The sequence below is a fragment of the Ruminococcus flavefaciens AE3010 genome (assembly GCF_000526795.1).
GTDB classification, from domain to species: domain Bacteria; phylum Bacillota; class Clostridia; order Oscillospirales; family Ruminococcaceae; genus Ruminococcus; species Ruminococcus flavefaciens_D.
Window position 1 is genome coordinate 1564218 of sequence record NZ_JAGT01000001.1, and the last position, 16508, is coordinate 1580725.

At 42.5% G+C, this 16508-nt stretch carries 14 protein-coding genes and 1 pseudogene; all 15 read right to left on the bottom strand.

Features of this window, described 5'->3' with window-relative positions; all coding sequences use genetic code 11:
• On the bottom strand, positions 1–669 hold the full coding sequence (locus N774_RS0106690) for an alpha/beta hydrolase (RefSeq protein ID WP_024860502.1): 669 nt from the start codon (positions 667–669) through the stop codon (positions 1–3).
• The gene (locus N774_RS0106695; RefSeq protein ID WP_242836578.1) at positions 669–1094 is read right to left on the bottom strand and encodes a hypothetical protein; all 426 of its coding nucleotides are present in this window, start codon (positions 1092–1094) and stop codon (positions 669–671) included. Before N774_RS0106695 ends, N774_RS0106690 begins: the two co-directional genes overlap by 1 nt.
• 43 nt (positions 1095–1137) lie before the next feature.
• The gene (locus tag N774_RS0106700; protein WP_024860504.1) at positions 1138–1581 is read right to left on the bottom strand and encodes a GNAT family N-acetyltransferase; all 444 of its coding nucleotides are present in this window, start codon (positions 1579–1581) and stop codon (positions 1138–1140) included.
• A gap of 9 nt (positions 1582–1590) precedes the next feature.
• Positions 1591–2280: a M24 family metallopeptidase gene (locus N774_RS0106705; protein ID WP_024860505.1), complete on the bottom strand. Its 690-nt coding sequence runs from the start codon at positions 2278–2280 to the stop codon at positions 1591–1593.
• Positions 2281–2295: 15 nt separating this feature from the next.
• Positions 2296–2835 carry a flavodoxin family protein gene (locus N774_RS0106710; protein WP_024860506.1) on the bottom strand — a complete coding sequence of 180 codons (540 nt, stop codon included), beginning with the start codon at positions 2833–2835 and terminating at the stop codon, positions 2296–2298.
• Between the two features lie 26 nt (positions 2836–2861).
• Complete coding sequence (locus N774_RS0106715) at positions 2862–3089, bottom strand: hypothetical protein (protein WP_024860507.1); 228 nt, start codon at positions 3087–3089, stop codon at positions 2862–2864.
• Positions 3090–3293: 204 nt separating this feature from the next.
• Positions 3294–3641, bottom strand: coding sequence for a lipoprotein (locus N774_RS0106720; protein ID WP_024860508.1), 348 nt, complete (start codon positions 3639–3641; stop codon positions 3294–3296).
• A gap of 404 nt (positions 3642–4045) precedes the next feature.
• Positions 4046–6106, bottom strand: coding sequence for an Ig-like domain-containing protein (locus N774_RS18135; RefSeq protein WP_024860509.1), 2061 nt, complete (start codon positions 6104–6106; stop codon positions 4046–4048).
• A gap of 376 nt (positions 6107–6482) precedes the next feature.
• Positions 6483–7163 carry an SOS response-associated peptidase gene (locus N774_RS0106735; RefSeq protein ID WP_242836581.1) on the bottom strand — a complete coding sequence of 227 codons (681 nt, stop codon included), beginning with the start codon at positions 7161–7163 and terminating at the stop codon, positions 6483–6485.
• Between the two features lie 145 nt (positions 7164–7308).
• Positions 7309–7911 carry a hypothetical protein gene (locus N774_RS0106740; protein WP_024860511.1) on the bottom strand — a complete coding sequence of 201 codons (603 nt, stop codon included), beginning with the start codon at positions 7909–7911 and terminating at the stop codon, positions 7309–7311.
• A 209-nt stretch (positions 7912–8120) separates the two neighbouring features.
• Entirely contained in the window at positions 8121–10022 is a 1902-nt protein-coding gene (locus N774_RS0106745) for an ImmA/IrrE family metallo-endopeptidase (protein WP_024860512.1), read from the bottom strand.
• A gap of 64 nt (positions 10023–10086) precedes the next feature.
• Positions 10087–13074 carry a type I restriction endonuclease subunit R gene (locus tag N774_RS0106750; protein ID WP_024860513.1) on the bottom strand — a complete coding sequence of 996 codons (2988 nt, stop codon included), beginning with the start codon at positions 13072–13074 and terminating at the stop codon, positions 10087–10089.
• Positions 13071–14390 carry a restriction endonuclease subunit S gene (locus N774_RS18140; protein WP_155250374.1) on the bottom strand — a complete coding sequence of 440 codons (1320 nt, stop codon included), beginning with the start codon at positions 14388–14390 and terminating at the stop codon, positions 13071–13073. Before N774_RS18140 ends, N774_RS0106750 begins: the two co-directional genes overlap by 4 nt.
• A 5-nt stretch (positions 14391–14395) precedes the next feature.
• Positions 14396–15661, bottom strand: a complete 1266-nt coding sequence (locus tag N774_RS17065) for an HsdM family class I SAM-dependent methyltransferase (RefSeq protein WP_347496230.1) — start codon at positions 15659–15661, stop codon at positions 14396–14398.
• Positions 15662–15730: 69 nt separating this feature from the next.
• Positions 15731–16159 (bottom strand): annotated as a pseudogene (locus N774_RS20065) (type I restriction-modification system subunit M N-terminal domain-containing protein); the annotation flags it as partial.
• Between the last annotated feature and the right edge of the window lie 349 nt (positions 16160–16508).

The following is a 16508-nucleotide window of genomic DNA, read 5'->3' on the forward strand; positions in this document are numbered from 1 at the left end:
TCAAACCTCACCAGTTATCCATTTTATGCCTTTAGCTATGCGCTTTTCAGGCTCATTGAAGTGTCCACCGTCGTTCCATTCAAGAATGTGTCGGGACACGTTTTTATCACCGCACACAAGCTCATACTGCCTGCGAGTGCAGTCGCCCACAGTTGTCATAACATGGTCACGAGCCTTTTCCTCACGGTTGCCGAGACTGAGATATACGGAGCTATTCTGTGGAGCGATATGTCTCTCGGCGTAGCTTATCCATTCCCCGAACCACAGCGAACCCGAACAACTGATAACTCCGCCAAAAGCCTGACTTTCGTAAAATGCCCACAGGCTGAAAAGTCCCGCCAGCGAGTATCCGCAGAGAATGCGCTCGCCCGTCAGAGCGTACTCTTTTTCACAGTAAGGAATGCAATCATTAAGAAGCCAATCCAGTGTTTTACGTCCACCGCCTGAGAATGACATCTTTTTGTTGAGAGTGAACTCCCACGGTGAGAAGTCTGAGTTCCAATCCTCGACCTCGTAAACGATATAGTTGCACATCACGTCCTCGCACAACGTAAGGACTTTTTCGATAGTCTCGGAGCTATTCTTCATCTCACCCCAACAAATCGTGGGAAGGTCGGCTCCGTTTATTATGATATGGCAGGTCCTGCCGCTAATCTCAATTGTTTGCATTATTCTTCTCCAAAGTTGTCGAGTGGAGCTTCGTAAAAGAAAAGTCCCTCAGCATTGACAAGCTGTGCAAGAAGCTCCTTTAATTCTCCGCTGACATTGTATGCAGTCATATACAAGTCCCCATAGTTAAGCGATAGCATAGCCTCGCACTCAGCCAGAACTATGTTGATATATCCGAACTCTCCGCTGAAGCACTTCTTTAGCAGTACAGTCAGCTCCTCTACCTGTGGATTTTCAGTAATATTGCCATCTATAACGACAGTGAGATTATAGTAGCAATAGAGCTTCAGTATTATAGAGGTCAGCTTTAGCTCAAACTCAGACCTGTTCTGCTGAAAGAATTTCTCAACGGCAAAATAGCGGTTATCCGCCTTCTGCGGAACCGTTTTCGGGAATATGTCTATCAGGTATGCTTTCTTATCCATGAGAGCATCAATTTTGTCGCTCAGCACCATTGCTGTGCTCCTTTCATTTTTCCATGTACACAAATTCGAGTTCATCATTTACGGCTTTTCGTGCGAATATAGAATAGCCCAGCTTCTGATAAAGGCGGATATTATCAAGACTGCGGGTACTTGTGAAAAGCTCATACCGCTTATCGGGAAAGCATTTTTCTATCTCGGACAGAAGCCTTGTTCCATAGCCTTTATGGCGGTGGTCAGGGTGTACCATCAGCTTGCCGATATAAACTGTTCCGTCGCTTTCTCTTGCACGTACTGAACCGATAATAGTATTATTATCATCTAACATTTTCAGAATAGTGCCGCTTCTGAACTCCTCAACGACTTCATCGATAGTCTGTTTCAGCGGAGGAATATCACGATTCCCGAACAGGTCTGCTTCACTCTGATATGCAAGATATTGAAGCTGTAATATCTCTTGCAGGTCATTTACTTGTGCTTTGAGTATCATATTATTCTCCTATAATTCAATCAGTTTGCCTGACTTGAAGTAATAGATGTTTTCCTTCTTATATCCGTATTTCGAGTTTGGAACGCTTATATGCGGCTCAAATGTAAAATAGTCCACTGATGAAAGAAGAGCTTTGTTGCCTTTCTCAGTGTATATACGATCATTCTTATCCTTTACGATAGAATGTCCGAGGTTGCCGAGAAAATCAAGATTTATAAAACCACGGTCTGTGATAAGCTTATTGATATGGTAATAGAGCTCCTCAAATGTAGTTTGCGGTGTCGCAAAGGCTATGAGCTCTTTGTGCAACTCTTCCTCCATAAGCAGACCTGTACGCCATTCATCATTGCGGATATTGTTTATATCATCAACTACACTTCCGTCTTCGATTATTAAAGTACGGGCATAGTCGCCCCAGATGTTATTGTTCTGAGGGCTGAGGTCTATTGTTATGATATCATCTAAAGCTATAATTCTGTCGGAAGTAACGTATTCTCTGCCCGAAACAGAAACCGTTGTTTCATCTCCTGCAAATACAAAAGCTCCTATGTCCCAATACCAGAACGAATCAGCTCCTAATTCGAGCATTTTATCTTCGCAAAGTTGTCTGATATCCGTGAGTTTCATTCCTGCGGTTATCTTAGTTTTTATGAATTCTATCGTATCTTTTGCTATTTTCTGTACTTCTGCGTATTTCATTTTTCTACTCCAATTTTAATACATCGAATCGCCCAATTCATACGCTTCTTTCAAAGCAGGATTGTTTTCAATGTCGCCGATGTCCTTGACTCCTCGTACAAGCACTGTGCCGATACTTTCGAGCTTGAAGAAGTCCAGCACCATTTGATATTGCATGATTACCGGGTCAAACAGATTCGGAAGTTCTGCTGCTCCCACAAGGAGCAGTCCGAGTTTCTTGATGTGGAATGTATTCCGCATGGGAGTGTGAAGCCTGTCCACGATAGCTTTCAGCTGTGCGCTGATACCGTAAAAATACACAGGCGACGCAATAACAACAATGTCCGCATTTTTCAGCTTTTCGTATATCTGTAACATATCATCATTCTGGAAACATTTGTTACCTTCGCGTGTAAAACAGCTGTTACAACCTATGCACGGATTCACATCGTAGTCTGCGACGGATATAATCTCTACATTGTTATTCTTTTTCGCACCCTCGGAAAAGCTCTGTACCAGACGAGATGTATTGCCGTTTTTTCTCATACTCCCAACTAGTATTACGATGTTGCTCATTTCAGTGTCCTCTTATTCAAAACATATTATACATCTAGGAATTTCTCTATAACGGTCATTATCTCTTCAAGGCGCTTACCGCCGATACCCTTTATCTTACTAAGCTCTGTTTCAAGAGCGGGAAGATCAATTGTTTTGCCTTGTTCTCCGAGCAACTCATCACCATACTGGAGAATGAACTTTGTAAGTTCCTCACGGTTCATTTTCTTGATCTTTCGGTAAGTGTCCCTGTCGATAATCTCTTTCTGTCCCATATATAGCTCCTTTTCGTTTCTTATCCCCTATTATAGCATATCATCGATACAATGTAAATATGTAAAACAGATCCGCCTCGAAGGGCGGTTCGCATAGCTATAACAACGATTTTGAATGCTCCGCGGTCTTCGAGATCACAAACCTAATCTACTAACTGAGAAGACAAAAACAGGCGGCATAAAGCCGCCTATAATTTTCATTTACTAATTCAATTGAATTATCGGCAGATCTATAGAGCCGTCATCGTTTACCTTTGCACTTTTACCGCTTGTGGTGATAACGTCCTCCGTTGTAAATTCCACTATCTCCACCTCGGGAGTTGTATACGTTTCTTTCACTGTAGTCGTTCCCTCTGTTATAGTTTTAGTTACTTTACTTGTAGTCGTATTTGTGCTTGCAGCCGCAGCTGTAATCTCGGTCGCTGGCTCAGTGGCTTCCGTGACCGCTGATGTGACCGCAGGCTTTTCCACGGGTGCTGACGATGTGTCTTTACCGCCATTACAGCCCGTAAGCATTAATGCTGCAAGGAAAAAGGGTATCAGTTTTTTCATAGATGCTCCTTGTATGGCAACAGGCAGCCGCATGGACTGCCTGTTGTATATTTTATTACTGAGGATTTACTTCGTTAGGATCGGTAGCAGGACTTGTTGTGATAACGTCCTCGTTATCGAATTTTACGATCTCCACCTCTGGTGTGATGTACTTTTCCATGTGAGGTTACTCCTTTCGTTTATTGGGATTGTCCTGCCGAACCGTAAAGCACTGGTCGGCAGGAACAAGATATAGTTTTAAATAGCCTCTATAAGTCTTACATAGCGCTTTGTGGAAGCGTTGTCATAAACGATCATGTAGCCAGACTCTTAGCAGCTGTCATATAAGCGAACAGAGCCTTTGCCATGTTGACGTCCTTAGCTTCGCTTGGGCTGAATCGCTGACTCGCCCGAGCGGGGAGCGTTCAGTTCGTCGGCGCAATGGTGAACACAAACTTAGTATTGCCCATGCCATTGCCCACAATATTGTCGCTGAACGATACGCTGGAGGCATTGCCGGTCCAGGTGCTGCCAATCCAGCCTGCGCCTGATGCATCCCAAATCCCTGTAGTCACTTCAATCTTGGTGAAGTTGCCGAGGGTTGTGGTAAATGTTCCGCCATTCATGAAATTCTTATACGGGAAGTATATTTCGTCGGCAGTTATAGTGACACCGTCCTTGGTGAAAGAAGTTCCATATGTGTCGGTTCCGGTTATATCATCGTTGTTCCACGTTACGGTGATGGTGGCGGGAGCCACGGTTACTGCACAGGTGGCCGTCACGCCGCTGCCGTCGTTGGCCGTGGCAGTGATGTTGGCTGTGCCTAAGGCTACGGCGGTCACCTCGCCCGTCGTGGCGTTGACGGTGGCGACGGCCTCGTTGTCGCTGCTCCAGGTGACAGTCTTGTCGGTAGCGTCATCGGGTGTCACGCTGCTGACACTGAGCGTCTCGGTCTGGCCGGCCTGAATGGTCGTCGCGGTCTTGTTGAGCGTGATGGCGGTGACGGGGGTTGCTGCAGGAACAGCAGGTGCATTCAAAGCCTCCGCAGCTGTCATATAAGCGAACAGAGCCTTTGCCATGTTGACGTCCTTAGCTTCGCTTGCGGTGTTGTTCAGTACACGGTAAACCCATGTATAGCCCGAAACTGTAAAGCCGTCGATAGCCTGCGGCTGTGCCAGTGTAAGCGGAGTAAGACCTGCTGCCTCGGAATACTTGCCGAAGCCGTTCTCGCTTGCGCCGTTATCGCTGTAAACACGGAGCTTTATCTTTGAATTGAGAACCATTGACACCTTTGCGTCATCGGAAGTAAATGTAGGAGCATAAGGCGTAAGAGCCGTGTTCAGAGCTGTGTCGTTGATATTTGCTGCTGTCATATATGCAGCAATTCTTGTAGCTACGTTGTTGTCTGTTTCGTTGAAATACTCGTCAGCAGCCAGACCATAAAGCTGTGCAGATGTTACCATAGCCTTTGTCTTGTCATCGAGACCGTCAGTTGCAAGAAGTGCTGTAAGGTATGCGTCTACCGAGCTTGTCAATGTAACATCTGTAGCCACGCCGTCCTTGTAAAGAGTAGCTGCGATGTTCTCCTTGAAGTCCTTAGCGTTTACGTTGGCAGTTGCGAAGAACTTTCCGTCCTTTTCGGTAAGAGCTACCTCTGTGCCGTTCTCGTCGCAAACGCCGTCGAACATAACTGTGTAGCCTGTTGCGTCGGTGATGTTGTCAACGTAGAAATTCAGTGCGAGGTCATCACCGAGAGTAACGCTTGCGTTGGTCATTGTAGGAGCAACAACATCTTCTTCAAAGTTAGCATAAACCTGATACTGTCCGTTCTGCTCACAAGTTACGTCAATGCTTGCGTCAGTACCGATTACTTCGCCGCCTGCGCCCTTAGTCCAGTTCTTGAACTTGTAGCCGCTTGCAGGAGTAGCAGTATAAGTATAGGTTGTCGTTTTGTAACCTATTGATTCGGAAGTAACGGCTGTATCACCGTTCTTTACGCCGACTGTACCGTTACCGTCCGTCGCAGCGTCGTAGCCGTAGTAGCGGAGGTAGTTGTCTCCATCCTCGCACGACAGCCCTGTGACCGTGTACTTTGCGCCGTCGGAAAGATAGACGTTGATGTAGGAATCCTCACCCCAATCATAGTCGCCGCTAACGCTGCCTGCCAGTTCGCCGTGAAGTTCTATTTTGGAGTTATCAAAAAGCTCAAAATAATCATTAATATTCAATGTCAGAGTAATACCTTTATTGATAGTCAGCGTGGCATGGTCAGAGACTTCCAAATCTGTGCAGGCCATGTCGCTGCTGAGGGTTCCGCTGTCATGGTCAAAAACGTGAATCCAATCTCCCATGATGTCTGAAATCGCATGAGCAACAATGCTTCTGCCGCCGAAAAGTCCGTCCTTAGCTCCTGTCTGCGAAAGCGGTACTGCCGCCAGTGTGAACGCCAGCAGGAATGCCGCTGTCTTTTTCCATGTGTTTCTCATAAAATACATACCTCCTTATTTTTAGATAACACAAAAAGCGCACCACAAAAGAACCTATCTCATGTGATACGCTTGTATTACCATGTTTAATTTTGAAAGGGCGCAGTTATAACCTATACTAAGCTGTCTCATTGTAACACGTCTAAGCATAACTGTCAGTCCTTCCCCCCTAATTTTTATAAAGAATTTATATAATATGAAGATGATCAAATTCTTTATATGTGATATTATACCATAATATTTTCATAATTGAATGAATATTTTGTAAACAAAATATATCATATGTTATCATGCGGAAGTATTATACTCCACGTTTTCAGCCTGTTCAAGTGTATAAAATGAGGCGGCATAAAGCCGCCATCAAAGATATTTTATCTTACATTGTAATGAACTCATTTGGGGATCTATGGTACTCCACAGCCTTTTCAAAGACAATATTTGTCAGCGCTTTCTCAACTATAGTACTGGGATCTCCGTCAGGTCGTATCCAGTCAAGTATATTCTCCTTATCCAGTATCAGCGGCATACGGCCGTGGATATCTCTTACAGTACCTGCTGCTTCTCTGGTGAGGATAGAAAACATAGGTACCTGCATACCGCTGTGTTCCTCATAACGGTACAGCCCTGCAATATAAGTGATTTCTGAGCCTTCAGTCTGAATAGCGAACTTGATTTTCTTGGTATTGCGATGCTCAACAATGCTGCGGCTATCGTCTTCATATATTGGATATCCCCATTCATAGTACCATGATGCAGGAATAACGCATCTTCGTCTGTACCATGAATCCCGCCACAAAGGCTTACTATCAGCAGTCTCTACACGGCAATTTACAAGAGGCTTAGACATAGCTTGATGTGTAAATCCCCATGCCATAGGAAATATAGCCATGTTCCCGTATTTGTTCGGTGCAAGTACAGGTGCAATATCGGCTGGGTACAAGTCGCCGGACATAAGTAAGCTCTTTCCGAGTTTAAGCGACATTTCCTGAGCAAAGGACATTTTTCTTATCTTTATTAGAACCTCAGCCATTTCTCTTGGCTCTATACGCAGTGACATACACATGAAGATCACCTCTCAAAGCACAAAACAGAATGTACGTTCTATTATATTATATCATAATAGACTATAATAGTCAAGGTATAATAGTCGTAAAAAAAGCTCCCACAAAAGTGGGAGCAAGTATTTATAATACTAATTCTGTTTATTTATCGTCTTCCACAAATGTGAGGAACAGGCCATATTTTTCCATAATATGGCCTGTTATCTGTTTTAGTTCTTCAATGAAGTTGATAACATTTACAGAATTAACAGTATAGAATATTTCATCATCTCGTACATTGAGTAATTCGAATTTTTCAAAAGTAACCCGTAATGCATAGTTTTCCTTAAAATCATCTGTTAGCGCAGAGTTAATTAATGCCAAACTCTGTTCAGTGTAGTTACTTGTTGGAATATTTCTTCTCCAGTAACCTATCTTTTTACCTATACAAGTTATTGCGTCTCTAAGATCCTTACGGTACATAAGAACTTCTTTGACATTATTTACGTCATCAGAAAGTTCTTCATTTATGTAAAGCTCAAGATCTAGATACCTAAACAAGAAATCTATATATCTTCCGCTTAAGTCATCTTCTGACATATGATTTCCGCCACAGATAACCTCTCCATCTATCCTGCAAAAAGACATCAATTCAATAGCAGGTTGTCTGTAAAACTTAGGTACTGAAGAACTATGCTGCTCTACAAGAACATCGAGTTCTTCAAGAGATTGAAAATCTCTCACATCGTAACAATCTTTTCCCATTTTTTTGCCCCCTTTCAATTTAGTATAGGAAGTGTTTTGCTTCCATATACATAATACATCTTATACAGGTCAATAGTCAAGACGCAAAACCAACTTAAAGTTTTTCCGCAATTACGAAAAATTGGGGAAAGCGGTATGTATTATTTTTTTACATACCGCTTTTACAGTTATATCGCGTTTATAAAAAAACTAAAAGTTTTTTAAGTTCTCTATTTTGACTTTTTTTTGCTATGATATGGAAGTGGTTTTTGTCCAAAAACACGAAGAATTTTATTACATTCTGTCAATCCATGTTCAACATAACCGTTATTAATAATGAACTTGTAAGCTCTGTTTTGCATTGTATCTGCATTGATATCATATTTGTTTTTTAATTTTGCAAACATATCATAAATATAATCCTTTTCTAAATTTAATCCTATACACAGCGTCATGACATTCCTTGGGTCAGGTTCTTTTTCCCCTCTACAATAGTCGTCTATTATTGTTGTGGAAAGTTTGATTTCAGACGCAAGATCTGGTTTAGTTATAGATATTCTTCTCATATGATAAACAAGCGTATTACCAAATGTTTTATATTTTGCTAATTCATTCATGATATTATTGTATTCTTCAATTTTTTTCATGGATTCTTCATCTGGTCCATTATTAGCTTTACATAATTCAAAAGACTCTGGTTCCTCTTCAAAGAATTCAGGGATGTTATTCAGAAAAGTTTCTCCATAAATTTTAGAGTTGTACTTAGTATTCTTTGATGACTTATAGCTAAATTTTATAAGGCATTCATCAGCGTGTTCGCGAGCGTATTCTGTAAGTTCAAAATCATGATAGTACGGGTTCTTGCTCTTTTCAACATATTTGCTGTCATTAAGACAGACTACATAACCAAGATAAATGTATCTATCTGTCGCTATCAGCTCAGCGAATGTTTTATTCGTATCAATTAGCCTTTCGTAATTAATTTGATTAATAATAAAGCTCTCGTCATCCTTCAGTGTTCCAGGAGTAAATATAAAAGGCTGCTTGTTTATCTTATTACCTAAATCGATATATATTCCGTCAAAGATGTCATAACCTAATTGACGCATTCTCTTTCTACATATAGAGGGAGATACTTTAAATTTCTCAGAAAGATCAAATAATAAAGAATGATAATATTGATCTCTTGGAACATTATCGCTGAAAAAAGTATCTGGAACACTTTTTGAGAATTCGTAAATTGCTTTTTCTACCAAATGTTTAGGCATAATCAGTCGTATTGAAAGTTCATTTGCTTGCCATTCTGCGTAATGATATGCTTTATCAAAGGAAGCATTCTTATCATCATAATTAATCGATACAGAAGAACATTCCAAATGGTCACTTTCATCAAGAATCATGTATATTTGAAAATATGGCCAATGGAGAAAACAATGTACTATTTCATGTGAAATAGTGACTAAGTCGAGACAACCTTCTTTTTCGTTATAATAATTTCGACTAATTAATATGGTTCTTCCTGTAATATCACTATTTTTTGAATGACTATATGGGGCTTTGGGATCTGAAATACACGCTGTTGAATTTGTAAAGAAAAACCTTCCTAAGCACCCAACAGGAAGATCAGCAACATTAATTAATAAATGATATTTGCTTAATACTTCTTTTAATGGGAATTGATATAAGCTATTATTATCATTACGAGTTATTCTATCTGAAATATAAGATGTATATATTGTTTCTGCAACAGTTTCTAAGTCTAAATCCTCAAAGTCAATCAGACCAAATAAAGACTGGATTGTTTCAGTTTGTAATTCGCTATAAGGTACTTCCTTAATATCAATAACGTGTAAATCAGATAGTTTTTTCTCTATATTACTCTGCAATGAAATATTATAATATTGGGTGATATCTTCATTGTTGCAATTATTTATATTAACAGACACGCCAATCCTAACTGTTAAGCTTTCATGAGTAATATTCGTACAGCTGAGAGTATGTATAATGATATCTTTAACTATATTACTGACTTCAATGCTGTAACGAGATTTGATATGCTTTTCTATCCCATGTTCAATAACATCAATTTTATTAGCAGCAATATAATCTTTTAAATTATCATAATGAGCCATATTTCCACCACCTTAAATGGTTAGTATACTTCAGACCGCCCGTAAGGGCGATCTCATAGATATATCATTGATTCGGATTATCTGGATTTTGTTTACGCATCTCACGATATATAACTCCTGCCAAAGCACTCATAATAGCGTTATACTTATTCTTGTCTTTGAACAGAGACTCATAGCTCTCTTGAGACTCTGTATAGCTCTCCATAGCTGTATCTCCGAAGATCTGAGGGAAGATACTCTCTGTGAAGATAACAGGATCGGTTGTCTTTGCAGAGCTGAGTAGCTTAATATTCTTCTTGAGCTTCTGATGCAGTGCATCGATAATGACTTTATCTGCATCTGTGAACTGTCCCTTGTACTTCTCATTTATTTGTTCAAGTATCTCGTCAAGAGGCGTTTTCTTTTGTTTTCCTCCTACGGCTTTCTGCTTGGCAGGAATATACTCTCCATCAAGCTGTTCGAGCTGTATATTACCCTCAAATGTCTTTTGTAGCTTGTAGTATTCCAGTTCCAGCTTACCTTCAAGATCGCATGGATCAGCAGGTTCTGCCGGAAGCAAATGTAGCAGATATCTCAGGAAGAGATACTCCTTATGCATATCCTTATCAAACATTCTGACTACCTGGGTAATATAGCCATACCACTTTATGAAATTACGAACAAGACGGCGGAACTGATACCTTTCCTCAGAGTTCTTGAGGTTATATCTGTCAGCAACAGGCTTCAGTACGCTTGTCATCTTGCCCATTGATGTTGATTCCTGACCGCCGGACTTATTCCATACCTCAATAAACGCTTCTATATCTATATTAGTATATATAGCGTAATTCAGCAGCTCCCGTTCCGTCTGGTAGATAAGATCAACGTTAACCTCCTGTTCGAGGAAGGTCTCCTGATAGAACGGCTGGAAAGCGTCAAGGATTTCCTCTTTCTTATTGGCGAAATCCAGTATAAACGTATCTATCTTGCCAGTGCAGGTACGGTTAAGGCGTGAGAGCGTCTGTACTGCCTTTACACCTTTCAGCTTCTTATCAACGATCATTGTATGCAGCAGAGGCTCATCGAAGCCTGTCTGGTACTTCTCTGCAACTACAAGCACGTTGAAGTTATCATGGAACTCAGCCTTTGTCTGCGTTTCAGAGATATGGCTGCCGTCTTTGCGGACATTGAGTGAGCTTTCAGTATACTCGTTTTCGCCGTCCTTGACTGAGCCTGAGAATGCTGTGAGCACGTCCATATCATCATAGCCATGCTCAGCTATGTAGCGCTTTATCTCATGGAAATAGCGTACAGCAGCAAGTCTCGAATCAGTTACTACCATCATCTTTCCCTTGCCGCCTATCTTATATCGTGTGGTCTCATGGAAAGTTTCAACGATGATAGCTGACTTCTGGCTGATGTTATACGGGTGCAGCGTCTGATACTTCTTGATGAGCTTCTTTGCACGGCTCTCGGGGAGCTCAGGATTCTCAGTTGTGTTCTTGGCAATCTTGAAGCAGGTACTGTAAGTCATGTAGTTGCTGAGAACGTCCAGTATGAAGCCTTCCTCGATAGCCTGACGCATACTGTATATATGGAACGGGTGGAAGGATCCGTCGGGATATGGCTCACCAAACATTTCAAGTGTCTGAGCCTTCGGAGTTGCAGTAAACGCAAAGAAGGACAGGTTCTTATGCTTGCCGTGGGATATCATCTGCTCCACTATCTTATCAGTGCGGTCGATTTCGTCCTCGGCTTTGCCCTCTATCTCTGCATACTCACGGAGAGCTTCCTCTGTATCGGCGAGAGCGCTTTTCAGTTTGAGAGCGGAACTGCCTGTCTGCGAGGAGTGAGCCTCGTCAACGATAACAGCAAAGTTCCTGCCTGCAACGCTGTCCACTTCCTGATATATCACAGGGAATTTCTGCAAGGTCGTGACTATAATTCTCACGCCGTCGTTGATAGCGTCACGGAGGTTCTTCGAGGTCTTCTTCTCGTCGATTGTTTCAATAGCACCGAGCTTATGGTCGAATCCTGAGATAGTCTCCTGCAACTGTGCATCGAGCACTCGTCTGTCGGTAACAATGATAACGCTTGAGAAAACAGGCTTGTCCTCGTCATTGAAGAGAGCCGCAAGTCTGTATGCCGTCCATGCGATTGAATTGGATTTGCCAGAGCCAGCACTGTGCTGTATCAGATAATTATGACCTGCACCGAACTGCCGCACATGAGCGATAAGGCTGCGTACAACATCAAGCTGATGATAACGGGGAAACAGCAGGAGCTTCTTGTCCTTGCGGTAGCTCATGAACTTCTGCAAAATATCCATCATGCTGTCTTTCTGAAAGACATTCTGCCAAAGGTACGCTGTCGGGTAGCCGTTCGGATTGGGCGGATTGCCCTTGCCGCCGTCATTGCCTGCACCATTGCTGCCCTGATTGAAGGGCAGGAAAAAAGTGTTCTTGCCTGCGAGCTTTGTAGTCATGCAGGCTTCGAGCTGGTCTACGCAGAAATACGCAAGGATACGGTTATTGAAGCGGAAACACAGCTCCCTCGGGTCACGATCGAACATCCACTGCCGCTTGGCGTTCTCGATGTCCTGACCTGTGTACTGGTTCTTCAGCTCAAATGCGAAAACAGGAATACCGTTCACGGCGATGACCATATCCACCGACTTCTTATTCTCGGCGGAGAAATACCACTGGCGGTTGACGGTTATCTCGTTGGCGGCATACTGCTCCACAGCGGTCTGATTCAGCGTGGATTCGGGCTTGAAGTAGCACACACGGAACGGAATGCCCCTGTGCTTGAAGCCGTTACGCAGAACGGCGAGCAGTCCGTCCATATCGACTGCCGACTGGAAAGCCTTTGCGAACTTTTCGGGAGTGCCGCTCTGGAGCTCAAAGCGCTGCCATGACTTAGGCTGAGTAGCCTTGACAAAGCGTATCAGCGTATTGAGGTAGAGGGCGTTTTCTGCGTCGTATGTGTCGATATTGGTTGTATATCCGCCTGCGAGCATATCGGCTTCGATATCGGATTCAAAGCGTTTTTCGTTGGTCTCGACTACACTCATGACTGCGGCACCTCCTTTTTGCCCGTGACATATTCGTATATCATGGATTTTTTATAGGATTCCAGCTCGATGAGGAACTGTTCTTTTTTTGATATAAGGCTGTCTATCTCGGTGCATTTTTTGTCGAGGTAGGCGGCTATTTCTTTTTGCTCAATAATTGATGGAACAATCATATGAAATTTAGTTAATGAATCTTTGCCGACGTTTCCTTGTGTATTTGAGTTAATGAACCTTCTTATATCTTCAATAAAAATACTTGATTTGAAATAATAAAACATGAACTTTCCTGTCATGTTTTTGGCGTTAGGTCTTATTGTAACACAAGCATATGAAACAAGAAAATCATTGTCTGTATCCACATAACTTACCGTTCCGATTGTTGCATATCTTGCAAATATAATATCGCCGTTCACTGGTTTATATTTTACTGCAAGATTATCAAAATCTTCATCAGAAATCTTCTTACACTTATCAAAGCATATTTCGCTCGATTTTTCTTTTAAGTCACCAATCATCAAGTATGGTTTACCATTATCTGTTGACTCAGGCATAAAATGGTCAATATCTCCTAATGATTCCATTGTATACCAAGATTTTAAAATACTCCACTCCTCGGGTATCTCCCCGATCCACTTAATACCGCTGTCCTTCATCGGTCTGTCGCCCCTTACGCCCTTTGTCACCGCCTGTGTGATGACAGCCTGACGGAGCTTTTTGTATTCCTCGATAGAGGCTTTTGTTTTCTCGATGATGTTGTCGATATGAGCGCATTGGCGGTCGAGGTGGGCTGAGATTGCTTGCTGTTCGGGGAGAGGTGGGAATGTAAATTCAAAATTGTAAAATTGTTCTTGATATAGGTGTTTTATTGTGCTTTGTCCTGTTTGGCTTAATGTATACCATCTCCAAAATACATCGGAGAGTAATACATAATACATATACTTGTCATGATATTTAAAATCATAGATGTTTCTAATAAGTAATACACCGCTATTCAATGAAACCATTTCGGGACAGTTTTTAGCAATAGCAACTTTTCCAATCGTTCCGTCTTTTGTGATTAATAAATCATCTTCTTTTATGTGAATATCAGAATCTTCACGAAAGCGTTCTTCTGTGATATGAACACAACTATCCCAATCAATTACACCTTTATTGAAATTAACTCCTGTAATTAAATAGGCTCCTGTATCTGTATATTCTGTTGATTTCAGACCGTCCCAACCGATTCTTCCTTTCAACCAAGATGCATATTTAACTTTAATGGTATCCCAATTCTCAGGTATTTCCCCAATCCATTCAACACCGCTGTCTTTCATCTGTCTCAAGCCTTTTCACCCCCGAACAGAGCGTCAAGGCTCGACTGTATATCCGCTTCGATACCGCTGAGCCTTTCCATTATATCCTCCACCTTTTCAGGCGCCTGATACTCATAGAAATAGCGTGTCATGGGTATCTCATAGCCCACCTTCGTCTTCTTCGTATCTATCCACGCATCGGGAGCGTAAGGCAGGACTTCACGGGCGAAATACTCGTCTATATCCTCCCTCAGCGGAACATTCTCCGTGTCACGCTTTGAAGCATCTGCAACAGGCTTGCCCTTTTTCAGCACAGGCTGACCGTTCTCGTCAAGTTCGGGACGCTCAACAACTATCTTGTTATAGCCGAATTCCTCGTTGTCGAATATCCTGCTGTGGCAGTAAACGCCGTTCTTGTCGCCGTATATCTCGTCATTTCTGAACTCGCCGTAAGCCTTCACGATAAGCTCACGGCAGAGGTCGGTAACGTCATAGCGCTTGAATCCGATAGACTTCCTGCGCTGTTCTCCGCAGTGAGAAGCGTCGATGAGCTGCACCTTTCCTGCACGGTAGGCAGGCTTGTTCTTGCTCAGCACCCAGATATATGTGCTGATACCCGTATTCATGAACATATCCGTGGAGAGCTGGATTATAGCGTCCAGCCAGTCGTTTTCAAGTATGTAGCGGCGAATCTCGGAAGGACCGCTGCCTGCGTCTCCTGAGAACAGCGGAGAACCGTTTTGTACTATCGCCATTTTGCCGTTCTGTGCCAGCTTTGAAAGGCCATTCAGTACAAAGAGCTGCTGACCGTCGGATATTTTCGGAAGTCCCGGAGCAAAGCGTCCCAGCTCGCCCTTCTTAGCTTCCGCTTCAACAGCCTTTTGCTCTCTCTTCCAGTCGATACCGAAAGGCGGATTTGAGATGATGTACTGGAACTGGTATCCGCTGAACTGATCCTCGGAAAGCGTGTCACCGTAACGCATATTGTTGGGATCTCCGCCTCTTATCATCATATCAGCCTTTGCAATAGCGAATGTGGAGGGGTTGAACTCCTGACCGAAGCAGGTTACGTCCATATCGGAGTTGAGGTCGTGGATACGCTCCTCCATACAGCTGAGCATCTGACTTGTGCCCATAGCCATATCGTAAACGGTAACTGTGCCGTTCTTGGAGAGATCAGCGTCCGAGAGGAGCAGGTCTGTCATGAGGTAGATAACGTCACGGCTGGTGAAGTGAGCTCCTGCCTCCTCGCCGAAGGACTCAGAGAAACGCTTTACAAGGTCCTCGAACATATAGCCGCAGTCAACTGCGCTTATCTTATCAGGACCTAGATAGCCTTTCTGAGAGTTGAATTCCTTTATAACGAGATAGAGGGTGTTGCTCTCCACCATGCGGTTTATAATAGCATTGAAATCAAACTTTGCAAGCACGTCCTGTACATTGGCGGAGAATCCTGCGAGATAGTCGCGGAAGTTAGCCTCGATGTTGTCAGGATCAGCGCAGAGCAGATCGAATGTGTATTTGCTTGTATTATAAAACTGATAGCCGGAAGCCTTTGTGAGGAAGCCCTCGATAACTGCGAAGTTCTTCTTGCTTTCGTACTACTTCAGTACTGCATCATGTGTAGGGAGCAGACAGTCGTGAAAACGCTTCACCACTGTCATAGGAAGTATAACGAGTCCGTACTCATGCGGCTTGAACGGTCCGCGCAGCATATCCGCTACGTTCCATATCATAGACGCCTTTTCAGCGATATTTGTTCCAACTACTGTAAATCTTTCGTTTGCCATGTTCTATACCCCTTGTATCAGAATAAACAATATTTAGCATTATTATACCACATAATTGTTAAATTTTCAAGAAAAAGAGCAAAAAAGATGTCGGGGCTGATGCCCCGATAATTGTATTTTCCGTTTAGTATAAAGGAAGTGAAATATGACGATTTATAGCCTCTTGCACGTGAAATATTATACAATAGCAGGTAGTCATAATTGTATAATACTACAAAAAACTATCTATGTGTGTATTGTTCATAAAATATTATCATTATTATTAAATAAATATGTTATAATTACACCATGGAATAGAAGTCGCAAATTCGAGAAATTTGCGACGGCATACAAGCCGTCAATACTATTA